Source organism: Microbacterium sp. Y-01 (assembly GCF_003856715.1).
GTDB classification, from domain to species: domain Bacteria; phylum Actinomycetota; class Actinomycetes; order Actinomycetales; family Microbacteriaceae; genus Microbacterium; species Microbacterium algeriense.
The window spans coordinates 3,442,885-3,465,798 of record NZ_CP024170.1 but is presented as its reverse complement, the minus strand read 5'-3'; the positions used below and the strand labels follow the sequence as shown (position 1 = coordinate 3,465,798).

Here is a 22,914-nt window from a genome sequence, read left to right as displayed (position 1 = left end):
CCGCGTCCCCGTTTGAGAGGAGCCCCCGTGCTCGAAGGAATCCACCCGCTGCTGACCGGGGAGCTGCTGCTGCATCTCGACCGGATGGGTCACTCCGACGCCGTCGTGGTCGCCGATGCGCATTTCCCCGCGTGGGGACTGGGCGCACGGGTGGTCGACCTTCCCGGAACCTCGACGCCGGAGGTCGTGGCCGCGATCCGCACGGTGCTCCCGCTCGACGACGCCCCCGGCATCGATCTGATGACCTCCGCCGACGGCGAGGTGCTCGACGTGCAGCACGAGCTCATGGCCGCGGCGGGCACGGAGCTGGACACGACCCGCTTCGTCGACCGCTTCGCGTACTACGAGGTCGCGAAGGAGGCGTATCTCATGGTGCGCACGGGAGAGACGCGCAAGTACGGCAACGCGCTGCTCCGGAAGGGCGTCGTCGGCCACCCCTCGACCTGACCCGGGGGTTCAGCGCCCGACGGTCGACTCCCGCACGATGAGCTCGGCGGGGAACGGCGTGGGTGCCGGAGGCGCGGCGGTCGGATCGGCGAGGAGCTGCAGCAGCGCGGCCCCGGCGGCGCGACCGATCTCGTAGCCGGGCTGCCGGACGCTCGTCAGCGGCACGACGCCCTGGTGTGCGGCGGCCACGTCGTCGAAGCCGACGAGGGCGATCTCCTCCGGCACCCGGATGCCGTGGCGGAGGAGCTGCGTCAGCACCCCGAGCGCCACCCCGTCGTTCGCGGCGAAGACCGCGTCCGGGCGCTCCTCCGCGGGAAGCTCCGCCAGGTGCGCCCCGGCACGGAGGCCGTCTTCCGTCGTCAGATGCTCGACGTCGAGGACGGAGACGCGGGCGGCGGTCCCCGCCACGGCGTCCTGCAGGCCCGCCAGGCGGTCGTTCGACTGGCTCACCGCCGGGGCTCCGAGGAACAGGATGCGGCGACGGCCGAGGGCGACCAGGTGCTCGCCGGCGAGCCGTCCGCCGCCGCGGTCGTCGAAGGTGACCGCGGCGACCGAGGGCGAATCACGGATGGGGCCGACGACCACCGCGCGGATCCCGCGGGTCGCGAGCTGTTCCAGCCGGGGCACGACGTCTCCATGCGGGTAGATCACGATGCCCTGCACCCGGTGGGCCTCGAACATGTCGATGTTCTGCTCTTCGCGAGCGGCATCGCGGGCGCTGTCGCTGAAGAAGAGCGACCAGCCGCCCTCACGGGCCACGTCGTCGACGCCGCGGGACAGGTCGTTGAAGTAGGGCAGCCAGGCATCGAGGAGGATGAGGGCGAGGGCCTTGCTCGATCCCGCGCGGAGCTGGCGGGCCGACTCGTTCGGCACGAAGCCGAGCTCGGCGATCGCCGCCCGCACCCGCTCGCGGCTGGCGGCGCCGAGGACGTGCGGGTGGTTGAGGTAGTTCGACACGGTCGATGCCGAGACCCCCGCGAGAGCCGCGACATCCTTCACGCTCGCGGGCATGGGCCTCCTTCGGCGATGGGACCGCAGGCGCGCGGCCGGATGAGGCCCAGGCTAGCGGAGGACTTGTAACGTGCCAAGAAAGTTCTTGACACCCCGGCGGATGGCGACGTAGCGTGACTCGCACACCGGGCTTGTAACGTGCCAAGTCCGCGCGGCGACGGTGCCGGACACCCGCCGGAGGAGCGCTCATGAACATCGGCTGCCACGGACTCGTCTGGACCGGGAGCTTCGACGCCGACGGCATCCGGCTCGCGGTGGAGAAGACGAAGCAGGCGGGATTCGACCTCATCGAGTTCCCGCTGATGGACCCGTTCTCCTTCGATGTCGCCGCCGCGAAGAGTGCTCTCGCCGAGCACGACCTCGCGGTCAGCGCGTCGCTCGGTCTGTCCGAGTCCACCGACATCACGAGCGGCGATCCGGAGACCGTCGCCGCGGGCGAGGCGCTCCTGCTCCGCGCGGTGGACGTGCTCGCCGAACTCGGTGGCACGCACTTCTGCGGCGTGATCTACAGCGCCATGAAGAAGTACATGCAGCCGGCGACCGCGGAGGGACTCGCGTCCAGCCGCCGGACGATCGCCCGGGTGGCCGACCGTGCCGCCGAACGCGGGGTCTCCGTCTCGCTCGAGGTCGTCAACCGCTATGAGACCAATGTGCTGAACACGGCGCGCCAGGCGCTCGCGTACCTCGCCGAGGTCGATCGGCCGAACCTCGGCATCCACCTCGACACGTACCACATGAACATCGAGGAGTCGGATATGTTCGCGCCCGTGCTCGACGCCGCTCCAGCGCTGCGTTACGTGCACATCGGGGAGAGCCACCGCGGGTACCTCGGCACCGGAACCGTCGACTTCGACACGTTCTTCAAGGCCCTCGGTCGCATCGGCTACGCCGGCCCCATCGTGTTCGAGTCGTTCTCCTCGGCCGTGGTCGCGCCTGACCTCAGCCGCATGCTCGGCATCTGGCGCAACCTCTGGACGGACAACGACGAACTCGGGGCGCACGCCAACGCCTACATCAGGGACAAGCTCGTCGCGGTCGATTCCATCCGGCTGCATTGAGCCGATCGGGCGGTTGAGGTCAAGATGTTATTACAGGTCTTCCGTCGCCGCCCATCCTTAGATACATTTAGATACAACTTGCACTGACCCGGGTGCAGGTCGCAGAATTGATCCGATGTTTACGGCGGGACGATCCGCCGAATTCGCGACAGAACCTTCAAGGAAGCAGGTGAGCGCATGAGTGGACCCATCCTGAGGGTCGAGGGGATCAGCAAGGGTTTCCCCGGCGTCCAGGCGCTGAAGGACGTGCACCTCGAGGTGCGCGCCGGCGAGGTGCTCGTGCTCGTGGGTGAGAACGGTGCCGGCAAGTCGACCCTGATGAAGATCCTCTCCGGGATCTACACCAAGGACGAGGGCACCATCACGTTCGAGGGCCGGGAGGTCGAGCTCACCAGCCCGTTGCAGGCGCAGGAGCTCGGCATCACGATCATCCATCAGGAGCTCAACCTGATGCCCGATCTGACCGTGGCGCAGAACATCTACGTGGGGCGCGAGCCGACGACGGGCCCGTTCCTGTCGGAGCGGAAGCTCAACCGCCAGACGGCCGAGCTGCTGCAGCGCCTCGACATCCACCTCGACCCGCGACAGCACGTCGGCGAGCTGACCGTGGCCGAGCAGCAGATGGTCGAGATCGCCAAGGCCCTGTCCTTCAACGCCAAGGTGCTCATCATGGACGAGCCCACCTCGGCCCTCACCGACACCGAGGTCGAGACCCTGTTCGTGCTCATCGAGCAGCTCAAGGCGCGGGGCACCGGCATCGTCTACATCTCGCACCGCATGGACGAGCTGCGTCGCCTCGCCGACCGGGTGACCGTGCTCCGCGACGGCACATACATCGGATCACTCGACAGGTCCGAGATCACCATCCCGACGATCATCGAGATGATGGTCGGGCGCGCGATCGACGAGGCCACCCGCCCCGAAGCCCGCGAGCACCTCAACGATCCGATCGTGCTCGACGTGCAGGGGCTGTCCACGAAGACCCTGCTCAAGGATGTGTCCTTCCAACTGCACAGGGGAGAGATCCTCGGCTTCGCCGGTCTCATGGGGGCGGGGCGCACCGAGACCGCCCGTGCCGTGATCGGCGCCGACCACCGCGACGGCGGAACCATCACGATCGCCGGCCGCGCGGCCCGGATCGCCCAGCCCGCGGACGCGGTCAAGCACGGTGTCGGCTACCTGTCCGAGGACCGCAAACTGCTCGGCTTGATGCTCGAGCAGGACGTCACGTTCAACACCGTGCTCGCCTCGCTCGGCTCCTATGCCAACGCGATCGGCTGGATGGGCGACAGCAAGGCCAAGAACCGCACCAAGGAGTACGTGCAGCAGCTGCGGGTGAAGACGCCCTCGGTCAACCAGGTCGTCAAACTCCTCTCCGGAGGGAACCAGCAGAAGGTCGTCATCGCCCGCTGGCTGATGCGCGACTGCGACATCCTCATCTTCGACGAGCCGACCCGCGGCATCGACGTCGGTGCGAAGGAAGAGATCTACCGCCTCATGCAGCAGCTCGCCGACGCGGGCAAGTCCATCATCGTCATCTCGTCGGAGCTCCCCGAGATCCTCCGTGTCGCGAACCGCATCGCCGTGTTCGCGAACGGGCGCATCACCGGGACGCTCCGCAACGAGGAAGCCAGCCAGGAGAAGATCATGCAACTCGCAGCCCACGGGGAGGAAGACTGATGAGCACCCCACAGCAGTCCGGATCGTCGACGACGACGATCATCCAGACGGCCGTCAACGAGGACACCGACAAGCGCGACGTCGCCGGGTTCCTCAAGCGGCAGTTCCAGCAGTCGCTCGCGTTCGGCACCCTGATCGTGCTGGTGATCTTCTTCTCGATCGCCAGCCCCAACTTCTTCACCTTCAGCAACATCGCCACGGTGCTGCTGTCGACCGCGGTCATCGGCATCCTCGCCCTCGGCACGACGTTCGTCATCATCACCGGCGGCATCGACCTGTCGATCGGCACCGGCATGGCGCTCTGCGCCGTGATGACCGGCGTGATCGTCACGAACCTCGGACTGCCCGTCTGGATGGGCGTGATCGGCGGCATCGCGACCGGCGTGCTCATGGGGCTGGTCAACGGCGTCAACATCACCTTCCTGCGGCTGCCCCCGTTCATCGCGACGCTGGCGATGATGATGATCGCCGGCGGTCTCGCTCTCGTGATCTCGAACGTGGCGCCCATCTACTTCTCGACGTCGGCTCCCGACTTCAAGAAGATCGCCCTCGGTGTGATCATTCCCGGCATCCCGAACGCCGTGCTCATCACCGCGGCGCTCGCGATCGTGGCCTGGCTCGTGCTGTCGAAGACCCTGCTGGGCCGGTACACCTTCGCGATCGGATCGAACGAGGAGGCCACGCGCCTCTCCGGCGTCAACACCCGGCGCTGGACGATCCTGATCTACATGTTCGCCGGAGCCTTCACCGGCATCGCGGGCATCGTGATCGCCGCCCGCCTCGACTCCGCCCAGCCGCAGATCGGCACCGGGTACGAGCTGCAGGCCATCGCAGCCGTGATCATCGGCGGCACCTCGCTGCTCGGCGGACGCGGCTCGATCCTCGGCACCGTCATCGGCGCGCTCATCATGAGCGTGCTCGTCAACGGTCTGCGGATCATGTCGATCCAGCCCGAGTGGCAGAACATCGTCGTCGGCGTCGTCGTGCTGCTGGCGGTCTTCCTCGACTCGCTGCGCAACCGGCAGCGCACCTGAGACGCGGGCGGCGGCGAAACCCGTGCCGACCGCCGCCCCACCCGGACCCGTCCGGAAACAGCGGAGCGATCCGCAAGGCACCAGGAATGTCCACCCCGCCGGTCCTGGCCGGCACCCACACAGAGAACAATGGAGTTTCCATGAAATTCGGCAAGAAGACCGCATTCGCGGCACTCATGGCCGCATCCGCGCTGGTGTTCGCCGGCTGTGCCGGCGGCGGTGACGTGATCGAAGAAGGATCCGGCGGAGACGGCGGCAGCGGCGACGGCGAGATGTACATCGCCCTCGTCTCGAAGGGCTTCCAGCACCAGTTCTGGCAGGCCGTCAAGAAGGGCGCCGAGGAGAAGGCCGACGAGCTCGGCGTCCGGATCACCTTCGAGGGCCCGGCCGCCGAGACCGAGATCGCGCAGCAGCTCGAGATGCTGACCGCCGCGATCGACAAGAACCCGGATGCCATCGCCTACGCCGCCCTCGACCCCGAGGCGTGCGTCGCCCCGCTCGAGCAGGCGAAGTCGAAGGATATCCCCGTCGTGTACTTCGACGCCCCGTGCAACGGCGATGTCGGGCTCAGCCTCTCCGCGACCGACAGCAAGGTCGCCGGCGCGCTCGCGGCCGAGCACATGGCCGACCTGATCGGCGGCGAGGGCGAGGTCGCGATCGTCGGACACTCGCAGATCAACTCGACCGGTGTCGAGCGTCGCGACGGCTTCGTCGAGAAGATCGAGGCGGACTACCCCGACATCAAGATCGTCGACATCCAGTACGGTGACGGCGACCACCTGAAGTCGGCAGACATCGCGAAGACGATCATCGCGGCCCACCCGGACCTCAAGGGCATCTACGGCACGAACGAGGGCTCGGCCATCGGCGTCGTGAACGCCGTGAACGAGCTGGGTCTCGAGAAGGGCAAGATCACCATCGTCGGCTTCGACTCCGGTGCAGCCCAGATCAACGCCATCAAGGACGGCACGATGGCCGGCGCCATCACCCAGGACCCGATCGGCATCGGCGCCCAGGTCGTGCAGGCGGCCTACGACGCGGCCAACGGCGACGAGGTCGACGAGTTCTACGACACCGGTTCCTACTGGTACGACAAGAACAACCTCGAGGACGACAAGATCGCCGCAGTCCTCTACGAGTGACCCCCCGACGAAGCCCCTCACCTCCCGGTGGGGGGCTTCGTCGCGCGTCGCGTGCGTCCCCGCGTGTTCGTCGAGTGCACGGGAACTCGCCGAGTGCACGGGATCGTTGCGCGGGGAAGCCGTGCACTCGACGTGAAGCCGTGCACTCGGCGCTGGGAGACGGGGTTAGCGGTCCTGCTCGTCGGTGTGGCGGCGGGGCTTCGTGTACCAGTTCCGTGTGACGAAGGTGACGATTGCGACTGCGATGGCACCTCCGACGTTCCACCACGTGATCGGGTTGCCGGACAGCAGCGGCACCAGCAGGATGAAGAGCGCGATCAGCAGGTTGATGATCAGTCGGCCAAGAAACGAATTCATCCGGATCACCTACCGTGTGCAATTCACGATGGTGACGCTGATGCCCACCCAGCCGATTTGAGGGGTGGACAACGCCGTCCATGGGTAGTTGATCGCCACGCACTTACCCGCGCTGCTGGCCCTGTTGACCGGGTCTACGAATTTGAAGTACGCGAGCGCCACCGCTGCGCCACATCCCAGAGCGGCGGGCCCCGGCAGCGCACCACAAGCCACTCCCGCCAACACAGCCGGACCCTGATTGTTCGCGATGATCTTGGCTGCGGCCCTCGTCTCGCCCTTCGTGAGACGAACCCAGTGACCCCACCACTCCACACCCAAGTCAGGATCAGCAAGCACGGGGAAAACAGTACTGGCGGTGAACTCCACAATCTGGACGAGCTCTTGGCCCTCGACCCGGAACGAAGTGGGGACCCCGTTTCCCTCGGCATCGATTGCCCACGGCTCGCGGAAACCACTCACCGGTTCGCCGTTGGCATCAAGGATCATCACAGCGCCGTCGCTGCTGAGTGCCGCCTCCCCGCCCTCCGGAAGGTCCAGAGGAAAGCGATACTCACTCGGAGATGACGCATCAGGGATCTGAATGAGCGTCTGCACCCCATCCTGGGTTGCGAAGCTCGTCACGGTCGAACCAGAAACGGCGGTCGAAAGCAGGGGGTCTCCCTCACCTCGGTACAGCCCCGGCGGAATGCTCGATGTCTCAACCGGGGTGTCTGTTAGTGCGCCAGGAAGCTGGATGGACACATCAGCGGAAGCAACGGATACTTCGCGTCCCTCGCCATTCACGGTGATGCCGTCATCGGAAGCGGTGGCAGTGCTCCCAGTCCCGAAAATCAAGGCCATGGTCAGTGCCGCCGTCAGCGGCGGGGCGAGCGTATTTGGTACACGCATGGTGAATCTCCTCGTAACGACCCGCCAAGGCCACCCTAAACCGCCCGAACAGGTCTGTCTATCGGGCGTACGGGGGGTCACCGTCGCCGGCCAGCCATCGGTCCGTGTTCAGGCGGAGAGCGTCAGCAACTGCGCGGGGGTGGTCACGAGCATGCGGTGCACGGCCTCTACGCCCACGGCCTCACGGAGGCGGGGGAGGTAGCGCTCGCCGAGGTAGGCGAGTCCCGGCATGCCGCCGTAGGCGATGTAGCGCGTGCGTCGGGCGACATCGCCGCCGAGCAGGATCCGGTCGCCGGCGCCGCGCTCGACCACCGCGACCGTCAGAGCGAGCAGCTCGGCGTCGGACCGGGTGCGCGGGCGGGCGAAGCCGTCGTAGCCGAGGTGGGCGCCGCGCTCGGCGAGCGAGACGTGCAGGCCAGGGTCGGGATCGCGGTCGGCGTGGGCCAGCACGACCCGCTCGGCCGGCACCCCCTCCGCGCCCAGGAGGTCGAGCACCTCATGGGCGGCGGTGCCGAACTCCAGATGCACCATGACGGGCGCCCCGGTCTCGCGGTGCGCGTGGGCCACGGCGATCAGGGTCGTGCGCTCGAATGGGCTGATGCGCCAGTAGTCGGCCCCGCCCTTCAGCATCCCGGCGCGGACGGGCTGCCCGCCGGGGCCTGCCGAGACCGGCACATCGGGCGTCTCGAACACTGCGGCGTCGTCCGCCGGCATCCCGCGCGTGAGGTCGGAGACGAACAGGGCGGCCAGGCGGTCGGCGCCCCACACCTGCATCGGGTGGTCGGGGCCGTAGTGGGCCTCACGGTGTCGACCGGTCGTCGCGACGACATGCAGCCCGGTCGCGGCGCTGATGCGGGCGACGGCGGCGGGGTCGCGGCCCAGGCCGAACGGCGTGGCGTCGACCATGGCCTCGAAGCCGCTCGCCCGCAGGAGGCCGGCTTCCTCGCCGGACGCAGTCTCGTCGTCGAGCTCATCCCCGACCAGCAGCGGTGACACCTGGAACAGGTGCTCGTGGTAGTCCACGCGCCCGAGCTGCGACGGGTCGATGTCGCCGAGGACGGTCCGCACGGCGGGCATCAGCGCACCGACTCCGCAGCCTCCGCGAGGCGCTCGACGGTCTCGGGCGTGAGGTCGAGGTCGAACACGTCCGCCACGACCTGCGACCAGCCGTGGATGAAGTACCGCCACCCGTCGGCCACGTGCAGCGCGCGATCGTCCTCCTGCGCCTCGGCCTGGTGCAGGAACTCCAGCGAGCCGCGGTAGTTGAACTCCCACACGTACGCGCCCTGGGGGAAGACGACGGCGTCGGTCAGGGGCGATCCGGGGCGGTCCTTGCCGAGCCCGGTGGCGTTCGCGATGACCGATCCCGCGGGGGCGGCCGTGACCAGAGCGTCGGCCTCCTCCGGCGTCTCGGTGACGACGTAGCGGAGCAGTCCCTCGGGGGTGCCGTGCTGGCGGTGCACCTCGCGGAGGTGGTCGAGCTTGTCCTGGGTGCGCGCGGTGACGGTGATGAGCCCGGGGGCGTCGTCCCGCTCGGCGAGGGCCCAGCTCAGGGCGGTGCCGGAACCACCGGCCCCGAGGATGACGACCTCGGCACCGGTGCGCGCGAAGTGATCGGCGGGGAGGAAGTCGCGCAGAGCCAGGTCCACCGTGATCGGGTCCTTCGCGCGGCCGGACAGCGTGGAGCCGCGCTTGGCGATGCTCGAGATCTCGGCGCAGGACACGGCGAACGGATCGAGCTCGTCGAACAGGTCGGACGCCGCCGCGTACACGTTCATCTTGTGCGTGGTGACCAGCGCGCCGCGGTGGTGCGGGTCGTCGCGGATCTGCTCGACCATCGCGCGGTACTGCGCGGGGTCGGCATCCATCGGCAGGTCGTGGCCGACGAGGGTCCGGGTGGGGAGGCCGAGGATGTCGGCCCACAGCGGGAACACCTTCATGATCGACGACGAGGCGGTGGTGACGCCCACGAAGCCCATGTAGTCGGCGGTGGCGGGGGCGGACGTCGCGGCGGTGGTCATCGGTTCTCCTCGGGGGCGGACGCGGGGACGGGGACGGGGTGGGCGGGGTCGGCGCCACGGAGGACCGCGATCACGTCGTCGAGCGACAGCGAACCCATGTTGTCGACGGCCTGGGTGGTCTGGGCGCCGAGGTGCGGGGTGACGATCACCCGATCGGCGAGGTCCGGGTCGAGCAGGGGGCTGTCGTGCGCGGCCGTGTCGCCGTCGAGGGTGTCGGCCGCGTACCCGGCGAGCGTGCCGTCGCGCAGCGCGTCGGCCACGGCCTGCTCGTCCACGAGGTCGCCGCGCGCGGTGTTGACGAGCACCGTGCCCGGTCGCATCCCGGCGAGGCGGTCGGCGTCGACGAGGCGCTGTCCGCCGGGGGCGTGCAGCGTGATGACGTCGGCGGTGTGGAACAGGTCGTCGAGGGCGACGGGTTCGGCGCCGCGGTCGTGCACGAGCTCGGCGGGCAGGAACGGGTCGGCTGCGAGCAGCCGCGGACCGAATCCACCGAGCCGCCGCGCGACGCCCTGGCCGATCCGCCCGAAGCCGACGATGCCGACGGTCGCGGCGCCGAGCTCCCGTCCGCGGCGCACACTCCAGTCGCCGTGCCGCACCCGGCGGTCGCCGTCCGGGATGGTGCGCAGGGCGGCGAGCATGAGCCCGACCGCGTGGTCGGCGACCGCGTCGGCGTTCGCTCCGGGGGTGTTCGTCACCGGGATGCCGCGCTCGCGCGCCGCCTCCAGGTCCACCGCCTCGGTGCCGACCCCGTAGCGGGCCACCACCTTGAGCTTCGCGCCGGCCGCCAGGTGCGCATCGGTCACCGGGCCGGTGCCGGCGATCCACGCGTCCGCACCGTGCAGCAGCACGCGCAGCTCGTCGAGGTCGTGGTGGGCGGGGCCCCGGAGGATGCGATGACCCGCCTGCGCCGCACGCTCGACCAGGTCGAGATCGCCGTCCGAGAAGGAACGGCTCGTGACGAGGATGACGCCCATCAGCGCGGCCTTCCGGCGAACCACGGCGCGAGGGCCGTGTACGCGTCGGTGAAGCGCGCGTGTCGTTCGGCGTAGACCGCGTGGCGGGCGGGATCGGGCGCGAACTCGGCCGTGACCTCGCTGAGCGCCCGGGCGGCGGAGAAGTCGGTGAGGCCGAGGCCGACGGCGCCGGTGACCGCGGCACCGAGGCTGTTCGCCTCCTCCACGATCGTGCGACGACGGACCGGTACGCCCCAGACGTCGGCGAGGACGGCGAGGTAGACGTCGCTCTGCGCTCCGCCGCCGACCGCGTCGATGCGGTCGATCGTCGCCCCGGCCTCGCGGAACGCCTGGATGCACGTGAGGAGGTTGAACGCCGTCCCCTCCAGCACGGCGCGCACGAGGTGCTGCCGTCCGTGGTGACGGGCGAGGCCGACGAACGCGCCGCGGGCGTCGGGGTCCCACAGTGGGGCGCGCTCGCCGAGCAGGTAGGGGAGGAAGTAGAGGTCGTCGGTGTCGACGTCGCTCGCGGCCTCGGCGACGAGGCGTCCGGTCTCCGGGTGCGCGGCGTCGGGCGAGAGGGCTTCGGCGATCCACTGCACCGACGCGCCGCCGGCCTGCATGGTCGCGGTCGGCACGAACGAGGCCGGGACGACGTTGTCGAACGTGAAGGTCCGCATCGCGGGGTCGTGCAGCGGGGCGTCCGCCGCGAAGGAGATCCACGACGAGGTGCCGAGGCAGACATAGGCGCCGTCCTCGGGCGCCACGATTCCGGAGCCGACGGCGGCGAGCGGTCCGTCGCCGCCGCCCATCACGACCTGCACGCCGGTGTGGAGCCCGAGCGCCTCGGCCGCGGCGGGCGTGAGGGGGCCCGCGATCTGCGTCGACTCGAGGATCTCGGGGAAGAGCGCGGGGTCGAGCCGCGCGGCGGCGAGGATCTCCGGCGACCACGTGCCGGCGACCTGGTCGTACGCGTTGGTGCCGGAGGCGTCCGAGCGATCCGTGGCGAGCCGCCCGGTCAGCCGCAGCACGATGAAGTCCTTGGCGACGCACACCCGGCGCACCCGGGCCCACACGTCGGGCTCGTTGTCCCGCACCCACATGACCTTCTCGATCGAGTAGGTGGGGTTCAGGCGGTGGCCGAGGATGCCGTACGCGCGCTCGGCGCCGACCGCCGTCTCGAGCTCGCGCTGCTGGGCGCCCGCCCGGGTGTCGGCCCAGATGATCGCGGCTCGTGCGGGTTCGCCGTCGCCGTCGAGCAGCACGGCGCCCATCATCTGCCCGCTCACGACCAGCCCGGCGACGTCGGCCGGGACGGTGGCGGTGCGTGCGAGGAGGTCGCGGGTCGCTGCCACGACGGCGTGCCACCAGTCGGCCGGGTCCTGCTCGGCGACGCCGCCGGCCGCGAAGTGGGCGGGGTACGGAACGGTGACCGCGGCGATCAGGCGGCCGTCATCGTGATGCAGGGACGCCTTGTTCCCGGTCGTGCCGAGATCGTGGGCGATGATCATGGCCGGAGCCTATTCCGCGTAGGGGCGCAGGTCGACGCCGGACTCCGCGCGGAACGCCCGCGAGCCCATGCCGTGCTCCAGCACCCAGCCGTAGTCGTGGCCTGCACCTCCCGGGTACACGGCGAGGAAGGAGTACGGCTCGTCGCCGGTGTTCACGGAGCGGTGCGCCCAGCCCGGAGGGATGTAGCCGATGGTGCCGGGGAGCATGTCGAGCCACTCGGTGCGCTCGCCGTCGAACATGAGCAGTCCGCCGCGACCGTGCAGTGCGAGGTAGATCTCGCCCTGGTGGTCGGGGTGCTGGTGGCCCTTGGTCATCCAGAGCTCGCCGGCCGTGTCGCCGGGCATGATCGTGGTGATCGACTGCGGCAGCTCGCGTTCGACCTCGGGGACGGGGGAGCTGACGACCGTGTAGACGACCGGGTCGTCGCCCGAGGCCGCGGCGGACCAGGCGTCGTGGTCGCGGAACAGGCCCTCGAGGTCGGACATCCGCCGGGTCAGCGTGGGGCCTTCGGGGGAGAGCGTGAGCTTCTCGGCGTCGAAGGCGATCGCCATCGGGGAGATCGGCGGGGTCTGGTACTCGGGCATCCATGCTCCTCGAAACGGGTGCTGCGTCGTCGCAACCTGTAATGACAGGTTTACTGTACCTGTTATGACAGGTGGCGTCCAGTGCTCGCCTGCGCGGAGGGCGGCGCGCGCCCGTCGGCGGTCAGACCGTGAGCACGCGTTCCAGGTGCGCCCGTCCGCCGCTGATCGCCTCCGCCGTCACGTCCTCCCAACCGGGATACTCCGCATGGCCCGCGGGAAGCACGGCTAACTCGAGCTCGTGGGCTCCCGCGGCGACCGCGAACTGCCCCTGAGGCGGCACGTACTGGTCCCACAGGGCGGCCTCCACCCGGACCGGTACCGCGGCGAAGCCCATGCTCGTGGAGGAGTCGAACCAGCGCAGCACTTCGCGGGCCTCCGGGTGCTGCTGCACATGACGGCGAACAGTCTCCCCGCTCCCGAGACACGGCACGGCCAGACGCTCGTCGTACTGGCCGAAGCTCGGCACGATGAGGGTGGCCCCGACGAACCGGTCATCCCACGGCAGGGCGAGGGCGCCGATACCGCCCCCGAAGCTCTCCCCGACGTAGTAGAGGGGAAGGGAGCCCACGAGCGCGACCAGGGCATCCGCGGCCAGCCACAGATCGCGGGCGCACAGCCCGAGCACGTAGTGGTCGGGGTCGTCGATGCCGGCCAGCACATGCTTCGGTGTGGGTTCGGGTGCGCCGACTCCGGCGTTCAGCACGCCGAGCCCTCGCGCCACCGGGTAGATCGCCGCGACGTCGTCCGGCACTCGGGCCAGGTCGACGGCATCGCGGCCGCCGTAGCCGTGCCCGTGCACGACGCCTGCGCGGGGAGTGCCGTGGAGGGGCTTGACGACCCACGCCTGCAGCCGCACGCCGTCGACGCCGGAGTGCTCGATCACGGATACCCGGCGGCCTCGCTCCTCGGTCGTGGAGAGCACGACCGGTGCGGCATCCACGGCGGCGGCCTCCGCCCGCCAGCGCTGCCAGCGTGCAGCGAACCCGGGCGGTGCGGGCACCGGGCGGACGGCGCGGAGGTCGGCCTCGGTGCGGCCGTAGCTGCCGTCGAAAGCGGCATCGGGGAACCAGGTGGCGTAGGGCTCGGGGAAGGTCATGCGGGGTGAGTGATCCTGTTCCGGGAGAAGGGCGGACGGGTGCGGGTCGACCGCGGCGGGCCGAGGGCGTGCGTGGCAGACTGGAGGCTCCATCGGAAGGAGACCGCGTGCTGGTCACGGAGCGACGCGAGCGCATCCTCGCCCTGACCCGCGATCGCGGCACGGCCTCCATCGTCGAGCTCGCGGCGACGCTGCAGGTGAGCGAGATGACGGTGCGGCGCGATATCGACCAGCTCGCCGAGGAAGGCGCCGTCGAGCGCATCCGCGGCGGCGTGCGGGCGCGAGGGCACCAGCGCCTGGCTGCGGCTCCCGCGGCCTCGGCCGAACGACGGGCGATCGTCGCGGCGGCCGCGTCGATCGTCGAGCCGGGCATGGCCGTCGGCATCTCCGGCGGACCCACGGCGCTCGCGCTGGCCCGTGAGCTCGTGCGCGTGCCCGAGCTCACCGTCGTCACCAATGCCCTGCCGGTCTCCGACCTGTTCTCGCCGCCCGACCGCGCCGACGCTCCGTACACGCAGACGGTGGTGCTCACGGGTGGAGTCCGCACCCCCTCCCAGGCGCTCGTCGGACCGGTCGCGGTCCGGGCGCTCGAGCACCTGCACTGCGATCTCGTGTTCCTCGACGCCCACGGCCTCGACGAGCAGGCCGGCATCACGACCATGAACCTGCTGGAGGCCGAGACGAACCGGGCGCTCATGGCGGCGGGGCGGGAGGTCGTCGTCCTCGCGGAGCACAGCCGCTGGGGCGTGGTCGGACTCACCACCGTCGCCGACCTGAGCGACATCGACCGGCTCATCACCGACGATGGGCTCGACGAGGCGGCGCGGGAGCAGCTCGCCGCGCATGTCGGCACCCTGCACGTCGCGTCGCGGGACGGCGGCGATGAGCGTGCGCTCGCGACGGCCCTCGCGGACTGAGTCCGCGGCGGTCATCGCGCCGTGCTCGCCCGCGGGATGAGGCGGGCGCCGACCGTCACGTGCCGCACGGGGAGATCGGCTCCCGGAGGTGCCGCGATCTGCCGCTCCAGTTCCGTGAACGCGGCGTCGACGAGCCGCTCGTGGTCCGGGGCGATCGTGCTGAGCGCCGGGACCGCGAAGCGCGCGGCGCGGATGTCGTCGATGCCGACGACGGCGACGTCGCGCGGCACGTTGCGTCCTTGGGCCTGCAGGGCGGCCAGCGCGCCGAGGGCCACCGAGTCGTTCGAGCAGACGATGCCGTCGAGGTCGGCGACCGCGGCGGCCATCGCCCCCGCGACGCGAGCGCCCTCCTCGGCCGTGAACGCGTCGACCTGCGCGGTGAGTGCGGGGTCGGCCGGAATCCCGGCGGCGTCCAGCGCCTCCCGGTAGCCGGTGTGCCGACGGTCGGCGGCGTCGGAGGGACGCGCGTCGCGGCGGCCGACGAAGCCGATGCGGCGGCAGCCCACGGCGATCAGATGCTCGGTGGCGGTGTAGGCGGCGGCGCGGTTGTCGATCGTGACGTGGGTGAACGGGCTCACCTGGATGTGCTCGCCGAGCAGCACGAGGGGCCCGGGGGACGTGCGGCGCGTGAGGTCGGCGACCGTGAGCGATCGCGGGATGTGGATCAGCCCGTCGATGGCCGGCAGACCGACGCCGTTGGCGACGTCGACCTCGCGGCCGTGGTCGCCCTCGGTCTGCACGATGAGCACGGCCAGCCCGCGCTCGTCGGCACCGCGGACGATGCGCGAGCCGAGCTCGGCGAAGTACGGCTCCTCGAGGTGCGGCACGGCGAGCGCGATGAGCCCGGTGCGGGTGGCGCGCGCGGCGGGGAGCACGCGGCCGCCGGGCGAGGTGGTCACCTGCGGCCTCCTGGAGGGACGACGGTCTCCGCCGGGTCGGCGGATGCCCTTCACGTTAGCGCCCTCCGTCACGATTGCACTCGGAACGCGATCACGCGCGCTTCCGCGACGCCGTTCGTCCGCTCCACCACGAGGCGCGCGGCCGTGAAGGCGCCGAGATCCGCCGGCAGCGGGTGCACGCGCAGCCGATGGCGGTTGTCCCGCTCCTCCACCACGGTGCGCCAGTCCGCGGAGCCCGCCGGCTGCACCTCGACGCGGTAGTCGCGCACGAGCTGGGGCAGCACCTCGTCGGGGCTGCGGTGGTGGTGCAGGGTGTTGAGCTCGAGGTCGACGTCGTCGTCGAACACCAGACGGATCTCGGAGGCCGTCACCGGCTGCTCCCAGTCCAGGCGCAGCCACTGCGGACCCTCGGCCTCCGGGGCGGACGCCCACAGGTGCGGTCCGCCGAAGGGACGGTTGTAGCCGGAGGTCGCCCGCTCCGGAGCCAGCGCGTCCGACGCGGGGCTCGTGCGGAAGTGCGGGACCCGTCCCCGCAGCGGCTTGGTGGGCCACTGCACGAGCAGTCCGTCACGGTCGACCTGCACGTTGCGGTCGTCGTTGTCGACGCGGTGCACGAGCGTGAGGACGCCGGGCGGCAGCCCGGAGGCGAGCTGCACCTGCACCTGCGGGTTCGCGCGGAGCACCACGATCGCGTTCTGCGGCTCCTCCGGGGCGAACGGCGTCTCCGCCTGCACCCAGGACGGGCCCCCGGCGGGGACGTCGATCACCGTGCGGTGTTCGAGCACCGCGGGCACGACGTTCTGCGGTCGGCCCGTGGACCAGACCTCCACCGTGACCTGCGTGTCGACCTCGGCGCTGAGCAGAAGCTCGGTGGTGTCGAGGCGCGGGTGCACGGGCACGACGATGCCCAGGTCCTCCACGAGCGCGTGCGGGGTCGCATCGGCCTCGGTGCTCGCCGGGGTGCCGATCGTGCGCAGCGTGCTCGAAGCGGTGGCGGTGGCAGAGCGGGCGTGATCGGAGTCATCCTCGTTCGCGACGCCGACGAGGGAAGCGTCGGCGCGCAGCAGCGTCTGCCGCAACTCGGCGCGGTGGTGCCGGTACAGCTCGCGCGGAGTGGCGTCGTGCTCGTAGCAGAGAGCGGCGGCGGTGCCGGCGGCCTCGCCCATCGCGGCGCAGGTCGCCATCACTCTGGCGGCGCCGAACGCGATGTGCGTGGCCGAGATGTCGCGGCCCGCCATCAGCAGGTTGTCGACGTTGACGGAGTACAGCGAGCGGAACGGGATCTCGAAGATGCCGTCCGAGAAGCGCTGCACGGCTCCCGCGCCTGTCGCGTACATGCCCTCGGCCGGGTGCAGGTCGATGGACCAGCCGCCGAACGCGACGCCGTCGTCGAAGGACGTCTGCTCCAGGATGTCCTGCTGCCGCAGCGTGTAATCGCCGATGAAGCGGCGGTACTCGCGCTTGCCCGGGATGTTGCCGATCCACTCCAGCGTGAGGTTGTCGGCGTCGAACTCGCCGGAGTTCTTGATGTGGTCCCAGATGCCGAGGATCACCGACCGCAGCTCGTCGCGGATGGCCTCGTTGTCGTCGACGATGTCGAGCGTGCCGCCCCACTCGATCCACCAGTAGTGCGCGCCGCTGTCACCGCTGCGGATGATGCGCGAGGAGGGGATCGGTGTGGTGGAGATGTCCTTCGCGCTCTCCGGTGCGACGTACTTCACCGGGTGGCCGAGATCCTTCGTGTAGAAGAGGAGCGTCGAGCCGAGGAACTCCCGCACCGGCTCCTCCGGCGCCCACTCCTCCCCGAACTCGGCGTGGCTCTCCTTGCCCAGACGGTGCCTGGCGCCGACGAGCCGGCCGATCAGACCATCGCCCGTGCAGTCGAGGAACAGCGGACCGCGGAAGACGGTGCGGATCTCGGATCCCATGGTCCAGCCCGTGACCGACCGGACCCGACGGGCGTCATCGGGTCCGGTGGCCTCGGCTTCCAGCACCTCCGTGTTCAGGAACAGTGTGAGGTTGGGCTCGCGGCGCACGATGTCGAGCACCACGTCGTCCCAGTACACCGGGTTCCCCTCGGGGTTGCGGAACTGGTTCTCCCGGTACATCTCGCCGATGATCCCGGTCTCCCGCGCCCACCGCTGGTTGCCGTGCGCGGTCGCCCCGCACACCCAGACCCTCACCTCCGAGGAGGAGTTGCCGCCGAGCACCGGCCTGTTGTTGATCAGCACGGTGCGTCGGCCGAGGCGGGCGGCCGCGACGGCGGCGCTCACTCCGGCGAGGCCGCCGCCGACGACGATGATGTCGGCTTCGACGGTCTGGGTGCGCATGGGGGTCCTTTCGGGAGGGGTGATGATGCCGCTCAGTGCGCGGCGATCGCTTCGATCTCGTAGACGCGGGCGACGTCGGTGGCGGAGTCGGACGGGTCGGTGATCACCAGGCGCACGGCGTCGGCCGTCCGGTCCTGGGCGTCGATCACGACGGTCGTCTGCGTGTTGTCGACGATGCTGCCGACCGTGACCCAGCCGGTCGCTGTGCGGAGCTGGACGGTGAAGTCGCGCAGCACGGATGTCTGGGGCGGACCGACGGTGTAGCCGCTGCGGACCCGCACGACGTCGAGCGGCGCGGCCTGGTCCCATTCGACCGTGATGGTCGGCTGGGTGTCGGAGGCCGCCGAGATCCAGCGGCTCGCATCCGTACAGCCGCCGTCGACCGCCTTCTCCGGGCCGGTGTCGGCGCGGAGCTGGGACGAGGCGGTCGCGGTGCCGCCGAGGGCCAGGTTCACGCCGCCGGCGTCGCCGCGGAGCGAGGAGACGATGGCGGAGAGGGTCGTCCCGCCGGGTTGTCCGTCCCAGGGGATCTCGGCATGGCGCAGCGTGCCGCCGCTGGGCACCGCGGGGGCGCTGAGGTAGACGACGTCGGTGCCGTCGGCGCGGGTCGCCGCGCGGAGCCGCTGCTGGCCCACGACGGGTTCGCCCACGGTGTCGGCGGTCCATCCGGACGCTCCGGCGGTCAGCACCGCGGTCTGGCTGCGGGTGATGCCGCAGTCCTGCACCGACACCACGGCGTAGACGCGGGTCTCACCGCCCGCGGTCGTGGTGTCGAGGGCGGCGATCGTCTGCACGCCGCTGCCGAGCGCGTCCGTGTCGACGAGGGTCTCGCTCGTCCAGGCGGTGCCGTTCCAGGTGGCCCACTGCACGTCGAAGGCGTTCTCGGTCTCGTCGGCATACCGGTACGTCACGCCGACGAGCTCGCCGTCGGCGATCGCCATCTTCGCGGTCTGCACCGCCGGCACGGCGTCGCCGATGGTCTCGCCGGGCTCGTAGCCGCGCCACACCACGGCGCCCGGGGTGTCCGGGCGGATCGGGGTCGGCAGTGCCTGGCCCGCGACGTCACGGAAAGCGCCGGTGGCCGGGTCGTACACCGCGTAGGAGCCGAGGTGGCGATACGGATCGGCGGGCCAGGGCCCCCACTCCCACAGCACGTGGACCCGGCCGCTCGCGTCGACCTCGAGGTCGTCGGGATAGAAGGAGTGGTTCACGGCGGCGGCGATCGTCGTCTCGCGGCTCCACGTGCCCGTGGTCGGGTCGTAGTGGTAGAGGACGCCGTCCCTGCGGGCCTGCGGATCGGCGCCGACGCGCACCATGAGCCAGACGTCGCCGTCCGCGCCCTGGGCGGTCACCGGATACGAGATCGCGGCACCGGCGTCGGGCATCTCGGCGCTCACGTCCACGAGAGACGTCACGTCGTACGGCGTCGTGGAGCGGAAGTACTTCCACGGCTCGTGGTGCATGGACACGAACGCGTGGATGTAGCCGTCGCCGTCGATCGCGATCGACGGCTGGTTGTGGCCGTTGTCGTCCAGGTACTCGGCGCACGCCCCGGTCGTGAGGCGCAGGCACCCGGAGGTCCAGGTGCCGTCGGCGGCGCGGACCGCCAGGTTCACCTGGTGCTTCGCGGCCTGTGATCCCGGCACGTTGTAGGCGAAGTACGTCTTGTCGCCGTCGACCGTGAGCGGGTTCCACCAGCCGGACTGGTTGGAGGTGTCGACCGTCGCGGGGACGGTCTCGACGTCGGCGGTGGCCGCGCCGGCCGAGGCGGGAACGGCGAGGGTGAGCGCGATGAGGGCGGCGGCAGCGGCGGCGCCGGCCTTCCAGCGGAGGGTCATGACGATGCTCCTCAGCCCAGCAGCTTCTGCGCTTCGTCGCCGGCCTGAGCCATCGCGTCCTTCGCGTTCTGCTGACCGACGAGCACGGCCTGCACGCGGTCGGCGATGACCGTCTCGATCTGCGCGTACTGGGGGTACTGCCAGAACGGGTTCGTGGTCGCCGTCGCGGTGATCTTCTCCGCGAAGCGGGAGCCGAACGGGTCGGAAGACACCTCCTTCGAAGCCTGCGCCTCCTCGGTCACCGGCGGCAGCCCGCGCAGCTCGTAGTCGCCGAGCACCGCCTTCAGGTCGCTCGTGGCCCACTGGCCGAAGTCCGCCGCCGTACGCGTGCTGTCTCCGGAGCCGCCGCCGACGATGGCGATCGCCCCGCCCCAGACCAGCGCGCGAGGGGTGTCGCCCTTCTTCAGCACCGGCCGCGACTCGGGCATGAGCTTCGAGGCGAGGTCGGGGTCGGGGGAGTCCTTCGTGACGGAGGCGCGGCCGACCGGGGCATCGTCGTAGATGGCCGCTCGCCCCTGGGCGAAGAGGGACCGGGCGTCGAAGCGGTCGACGTCGGCGGCGATGAGCCCCTGGTCGTACAGCGACTTGTACCAGGTCACCGCCTCGATGCTCGCGTCGTCGCCGATCGTGACCTTCCCGTCCTTGACGAGGTCGCTGCCGAACGTCTGCATCCAGATCAGCACGTCCTTGAGCTGCGCGGCCTTGGTCGAAGCGGCGTAGGGGATCAGGCCCCCGCCGAGGCCCTTGAGCTTCTTCAGCGCCGCCTCGAAGTCGTCGACGGTGGTGGGGAACGTGGAGATGCCCGCCTTGTTCAGGAGCTCGGAGTTCGTGATCAGACCGATCGCGCCGATGGTCCACGGGAAGGCGTACTGCTTGCCGTCGAGCTGAGTGGCCTCGAGGCTCGACGCGGTGTAGCCGCGGCCCTTCGTGAGCGCCGAGACGTCCTCCAGCTTGCCGAGCGCGGCCAGCGAGGCGAGCCAGGCGACGTCGACGTGGGCGGCGCCGGTGAACTGCCCGCCGCGCACCTGCAGCATGAGCTGCTTGAAGTACTCGTTGTAGGGGAAGGAGACCTCGGTGATGCCGACCTCGTTGGTCTTCTTGTAGCCGTCGAGCAGGGCGCGCGTCGCCGGGGCGGCCGCTTCCTCCGTGAGCGACCAGCTCGAGAACGAGAAGTCGGTCGCGGTGAACTTCCCGGCGCCGAGGCCGGAACCGGGGGAGGAGGACGGGCTGCCGCTGCCTCCGCCGCTCGGCATGCAGCCGGCGAGCAGGAGGCCGGCGGCGCCGAGCCCGGCGAACTGGAGCAGCTGGCGACGGGAGACGGTGGTGTTCTCGGACATGGGGGTGCTCTCTCTTCTTCGAGGGACTGCGGATGAGGGGGTGGTGCGGGTCAGCCCTTGACCGCGCCGGCGGTGAGACCGCCGACGAGGAAGCGCTGCAGGGCGATGAACGCGATGGCCACGGGGAGCGAGACCACCAGCGAAGCCGCCATGAGCTCCGGCCAGGCGGTGGACGCCTCGCCGATGAACGTGTTGACGAGTCCGGGTGGCAGGGTCTGCTTGTCCGGCCCGGCGAGGGTGAGGGCGAAGATGAAGTCGTTCCAGCCGCGGACGAACGCGAACAGACCTGCGGCGATCAGGCCGGGGGCGGCCAGCGGCAGCACGATCGAGTGGATGATGCGCATGCGGGAGGCGCCGTCGACACGGGCGGCTTCGATGAGCTCGTCCGGGATCGTGTCGAAGAAGCCCTTCAGCATCCACACGCACAGCGGCAGCGTGAACGTGGTGAACGACAGCACGAGCGCGGCGTAGGTGTTCAGCAGGCCGTACGCGGAGAAGACCGCGTAGAGCGTGATGAGCAGCAGCGCCTGCGGGAACATCTGCGAGGCCAGCACGAAGTACATCAGGCTGCGACGTCCGCGGTAGCGGAACTTCGAGAACGCGTAGCCCATGTAGGCCGAGACCAGCACGGACAGGATCGCGGTGATGACGGACACGACGATGCTGTTGCGGAGGTAGCCGAACAGGGCCGGGTTGTTCGCAAGCGCGGCGTAGGCCTCGAACGTGATCTCGGTGGGGAACAGCTTCGGCGGGTAGCTGAACACCTCGGTGCGCGGGGTGAGCGAGGTCACCAGCAGCCAGTACACGGGCAGGAGCGCGAACCCGCCGAACACGACGACGGCGATCCAGGCGCTCACGGTCGTGGCGCGACGATCCGAGCGGTGACGCCGACGACGCGGCGCGGGGGGCGGGGCGGTGACGGCGGTCACCGTCTCCTCGGTCAGCACGGCGGTCATCGCTTCTCTCCCTTTTCGGACAGGCGGACGTAGACGACGACGAGCGCCATCAGCAGGACCATCCAGAGCAGGCCGAGCGCGCCGGCATGTCCGAGGTCGAAGCCGTCGAACGCCGTCTCGTACACCGCGGTGGCGAAGGTCTGGGTGGATCCGGCGGGGCCGCCGCCGGTGAGGACGTAGATGATGTCGAAGTGCTGGAAGTTCCAGATGAACTCCAGGAGGATCACCAGGCCGATGATCCCGCTCATCTGCGGGACGGTGATGGAGAAGAACCGGCGGACGGTGCCGGCACCGTCGATCTCGGCGGCCTCGTGCAGTTCGACGGGGACGGTCTGCAGGCCGGCGAGGAGCATGACCATCATCCAGGGGAACGACTGCCACGTCTTCGCGACGATCACGGCGATCATCGCGGTGGTCGGGTTCGCGAGCCACGCCTGCGGGGAGTCGATCAGGCCGATGGACTCCAGCGCCGCGTTCAGCACGCCGTAGTTGGCGTTGAAGATCCACATCCACAGGAATGACACGACCACGCCGGGGATCAGCCACGGGATGAGCATGAGGCCGCGGAGCACCTTGGCGCCGCGGATGCGGGAGTTGAGCGCCAGCGCGAGGCCGAAGCCGATCACGAAGGGAGCGATCGTGGTGCCCAGTGTGAAGACGAGGGTCTGACCGAGCAGCGGGAAGAAGTCGCCGGTGAGGACGTCGACGATGTTCTGGAAGCCGACGAATTCACGCCCTGGTTCGACGAGGCTCTGCTTGAAGAACGCGGTGATGAGCGCGGTGATCAGCGGGTACACGACGACGGCGGCGAGCAGCGCGAGGCCGGGAGCCGTGAGGAGGAGGGCGAACATCCC

At 70.2% G+C, this 22,914-nt stretch carries 21 protein-coding genes; 6 read left to right on the top strand and 15 right to left on the bottom strand.

Going from position 1 to position 22,914, the window contains the following annotated elements:
* The first annotated feature begins 27 nt into the window (after positions 1-27).
* Complete coding sequence (locus CSX12_RS16655; protein WP_124896526.1) at positions 28-447, top strand: RbsD/FucU domain-containing protein; 420 nt, start codon at positions 28-30, stop codon at positions 445-447.
* A gap of 9 nt (positions 448-456) precedes the next feature.
* On the opposite strand, the gene CSX12_RS16650 is transcribed toward CSX12_RS16655, so the two are convergent.
* Positions 457-1,458, bottom strand: coding sequence for a LacI family DNA-binding transcriptional regulator (locus CSX12_RS16650; RefSeq protein WP_124896525.1), 1,002 nt, complete (start codon positions 1,456-1,458; stop codon positions 457-459).
* A gap of 188 nt (positions 1,459-1,646) precedes the next feature.
* Between CSX12_RS16650 and CSX12_RS16645 the strand changes: the two genes are divergently transcribed.
* The 4 genes from CSX12_RS16645 (at position 1,647) to CSX12_RS16630 (ending at position 6,372) form a co-directional block, all read left to right on the top strand.
* Positions 1,647-2,516 (top strand): sugar phosphate isomerase/epimerase family protein, encoded by an 870-nt coding sequence (locus CSX12_RS16645; protein WP_124896524.1) that lies wholly within the window; start codon positions 1,647-1,649, stop codon positions 2,514-2,516.
* Between the two features lie 177 nt (positions 2,517-2,693).
* The gene (locus tag CSX12_RS16640) at positions 2,694-4,196 is read left to right on the top strand and encodes a sugar ABC transporter ATP-binding protein (RefSeq protein WP_124896523.1); all 1,503 of its coding nucleotides are present in this window, start codon (positions 2,694-2,696) and stop codon (positions 4,194-4,196) included.
* Positions 4,196-5,230, top strand: coding sequence for an ABC transporter permease (locus tag CSX12_RS16635; protein WP_017203360.1), 1,035 nt, complete (start codon positions 4,196-4,198; stop codon positions 5,228-5,230). Before CSX12_RS16640 ends, CSX12_RS16635 begins: the two co-directional genes overlap by 1 nt.
* Before the next feature lie 140 nt (positions 5,231-5,370).
* A complete protein-coding gene (locus tag CSX12_RS16630; RefSeq protein WP_124896522.1) occupies positions 5,371-6,372 on the top strand; it encodes an ABC transporter substrate-binding protein in 1,002 nt (333 codons plus the stop codon).
* Positions 6,373-6,537: 165 nt separating this feature from the next.
* On the opposite strand, the gene CSX12_RS16625 is transcribed toward CSX12_RS16630, so the two are convergent.
* The 8 genes from CSX12_RS16625 to CSX12_RS16590 form a co-directional block, all read right to left on the bottom strand.
* A complete protein-coding gene (locus CSX12_RS16625; protein ID WP_225855713.1) occupies positions 6,538-6,729 on the bottom strand; it encodes a hypothetical protein in 192 nt (63 codons plus the stop codon).
* A gap of 9 nt (positions 6,730-6,738) precedes the next feature.
* A complete protein-coding gene (locus tag CSX12_RS16620) occupies positions 6,739-7,617 on the bottom strand; it encodes a hypothetical protein (protein WP_206427104.1) in 879 nt (292 codons plus the stop codon).
* A gap of 108 nt (positions 7,618-7,725) precedes the next feature.
* Entirely contained in the window at positions 7,726-8,694 is a 969-nt protein-coding gene (locus tag CSX12_RS16615; protein WP_124896520.1) for an aryldialkylphosphatase, read from the bottom strand.
* On the bottom strand, positions 8,694-9,638 hold the full coding sequence (locus tag CSX12_RS16610; protein ID WP_124896519.1) for a shikimate dehydrogenase: 945 nt from the start codon (positions 9,636-9,638) through the stop codon (positions 8,694-8,696). Before CSX12_RS16610 ends, CSX12_RS16615 begins: the two co-directional genes overlap by 1 nt.
* Positions 9,635-10,612, bottom strand: coding sequence for a phosphoglycerate dehydrogenase (locus CSX12_RS16605; protein ID WP_241160496.1), 978 nt, complete (start codon positions 10,610-10,612; stop codon positions 9,635-9,637). The genes CSX12_RS16610 and CSX12_RS16605 overlap by 4 nt, the downstream gene beginning before the upstream one ends.
* Entirely contained in the window at positions 10,612-12,102 is a 1,491-nt protein-coding gene (gene xylB / locus CSX12_RS16600; protein ID WP_124896517.1) for a xylulokinase, read from the bottom strand. The genes CSX12_RS16605 and xylB overlap by 1 nt, the downstream gene beginning before the upstream one ends.
* A 9-nt stretch (positions 12,103-12,111) precedes the next feature.
* Entirely contained in the window at positions 12,112-12,687 is a 576-nt protein-coding gene (locus CSX12_RS16595) for a glucose-6-phosphate isomerase family protein (protein ID WP_017204122.1), read from the bottom strand.
* Between the two features lie 121 nt (positions 12,688-12,808).
* Positions 12,809-13,783 carry an acetylxylan esterase gene (locus CSX12_RS16590; protein WP_124896516.1) on the bottom strand — a complete coding sequence of 325 codons (975 nt, stop codon included), beginning with the start codon at positions 13,781-13,783 and terminating at the stop codon, positions 12,809-12,811.
* A 107-nt stretch (positions 13,784-13,890) separates the two neighbouring features.
* Here CSX12_RS16590 and CSX12_RS16585 point away from each other — a divergent pair, with 107 nt between their 5' ends.
* Complete coding sequence (locus CSX12_RS16585) at positions 13,891-14,700, top strand: DeoR/GlpR family DNA-binding transcription regulator (protein ID WP_124896515.1); 810 nt, start codon at positions 13,891-13,893, stop codon at positions 14,698-14,700.
* 11 nt (positions 14,701-14,711) lie between these two features.
* Here the strand turns inward: CSX12_RS16585 and CSX12_RS16580 are convergent, their stop codons facing one another.
* From CSX12_RS16580 to CSX12_RS16555, 6 genes are all read right to left on the bottom strand, one after another.
* Entirely contained in the window at positions 14,712-15,599 is an 888-nt protein-coding gene (locus tag CSX12_RS16580; protein WP_124896514.1) for a substrate-binding domain-containing protein, read from the bottom strand.
* Between the two features lie 68 nt (positions 15,600-15,667).
* On the bottom strand, positions 15,668-17,929 hold the full coding sequence (locus CSX12_RS16575) for an FAD-dependent oxidoreductase (RefSeq protein WP_124896513.1): 2,262 nt from the start codon (positions 17,927-17,929) through the stop codon (positions 15,668-15,670).
* A 32-nt stretch (positions 17,930-17,961) separates the two neighbouring features.
* Positions 17,962-19,767, bottom strand: coding sequence for a BNR-4 repeat-containing protein (locus CSX12_RS16570; RefSeq protein WP_124896512.1), 1,806 nt, complete (start codon positions 19,765-19,767; stop codon positions 17,962-17,964).
* 11 nt (positions 19,768-19,778) lie between these two features.
* Positions 19,779-21,104, bottom strand: a complete 1,326-nt coding sequence (locus CSX12_RS16565) for an extracellular solute-binding protein (protein ID WP_124896511.1) — start codon at positions 21,102-21,104, stop codon at positions 19,779-19,781.
* 50 nt (positions 21,105-21,154) lie between these two features.
* Entirely contained in the window at positions 21,155-22,060 is a 906-nt protein-coding gene (locus CSX12_RS16560; protein WP_124896510.1) for a carbohydrate ABC transporter permease, read from the bottom strand.
* The gene (locus CSX12_RS16555; protein WP_017204130.1) at positions 22,057-22,911 is read right to left on the bottom strand and encodes a sugar ABC transporter permease; all 855 of its coding nucleotides are present in this window, start codon (positions 22,909-22,911) and stop codon (positions 22,057-22,059) included. The genes CSX12_RS16560 and CSX12_RS16555 overlap by 4 nt, the downstream gene beginning before the upstream one ends.
* Positions 22,912-22,914 lie beyond the last annotated feature (3 nt).

Bases quoted from the DNA above. Each gene is read 5' to 3' on its own strand.
- CSX12_RS16650 (WP_124896525.1), bottom strand. From the start codon at position 1,458: ATGCCCGCGAGCGTGAAGGATGTCGCGGCTCTCGCGGGGGTCTCGGCA.
- CSX12_RS16645 (WP_124896524.1), top strand. From the start codon at position 1,647: ATGAACATCGGCTGCCACGGACTCGTCTGGACCGGGAGCTTCGACGCC.
- CSX12_RS16640 (WP_124896523.1), top strand. From the start codon at position 2,694: ATGAGTGGACCCATCCTGAGGGTCGAGGGGATCAGCAAGGGTTTCCCC.
- CSX12_RS16635 (WP_017203360.1), top strand. From the start codon at position 4,196: ATGAGCACCCCACAGCAGTCCGGATCGTCGACGACGACGATCATCCAG.
- CSX12_RS16630 (WP_124896522.1), top strand. From the start codon at position 5,371: ATGAAATTCGGCAAGAAGACCGCATTCGCGGCACTCATGGCCGCATCC.
- CSX12_RS16625 (WP_225855713.1), bottom strand. From the start codon at position 6,729: ATGAATTCGTTTCTTGGCCGACTGATCATCAACCTGCTGATCGCGCTC.
- CSX12_RS16620 (WP_206427104.1), bottom strand. From the start codon at position 7,617: ATGCGTGTACCAAATACGCTCGCCCCGCCGCTGACGGCGGCACTGACC.
- CSX12_RS16615 (WP_124896520.1), bottom strand. From the start codon at position 8,694: ATGCCCGCCGTGCGGACCGTCCTCGGCGACATCGACCCGTCGCAGCTC.
- CSX12_RS16610 (WP_124896519.1), bottom strand. From the start codon at position 9,638: ATGACCACCGCCGCGACGTCCGCCCCCGCCACCGCCGACTACATGGGC.
- CSX12_RS16605 (WP_241160496.1), bottom strand. From the start codon at position 10,612: ATGGGCGTCATCCTCGTCACGAGCCGTTCCTTCTCGGACGGCGATCTC.
- xylB (WP_124896517.1), bottom strand. From the start codon at position 12,102: ATGATCATCGCCCACGATCTCGGCACGACCGGGAACAAGGCGTCCCTG.
- CSX12_RS16595 (WP_017204122.1), bottom strand. From the start codon at position 12,687: ATGCCCGAGTACCAGACCCCGCCGATCTCCCCGATGGCGATCGCCTTC.
- CSX12_RS16590 (WP_124896516.1), bottom strand. From the start codon at position 13,783: ATGACCTTCCCCGAGCCCTACGCCACCTGGTTCCCCGATGCCGCTTTC.
- CSX12_RS16575 (WP_124896513.1), bottom strand. From the start codon at position 17,929: ATGCGCACCCAGACCGTCGAAGCCGACATCATCGTCGTCGGCGGCGGC.
- CSX12_RS16570 (WP_124896512.1), bottom strand. From the start codon at position 19,767: ATGACCCTCCGCTGGAAGGCCGGCGCCGCCGCTGCCGCCGCCCTCATC.
- CSX12_RS16565 (WP_124896511.1), bottom strand. From the start codon at position 21,104: ATGTCCGAGAACACCACCGTCTCCCGTCGCCAGCTGCTCCAGTTCGCC.
- CSX12_RS16560 (WP_124896510.1), bottom strand. From the start codon at position 22,060: ATGACCGCCGTGCTGACCGAGGAGACGGTGACCGCCGTCACCGCCCCG.
- CSX12_RS16555 (WP_017204130.1), bottom strand. From the start codon at position 22,911: ATGTTCGCCCTCCTCCTCACGGCTCCCGGCCTCGCGCTGCTCGCCGCC.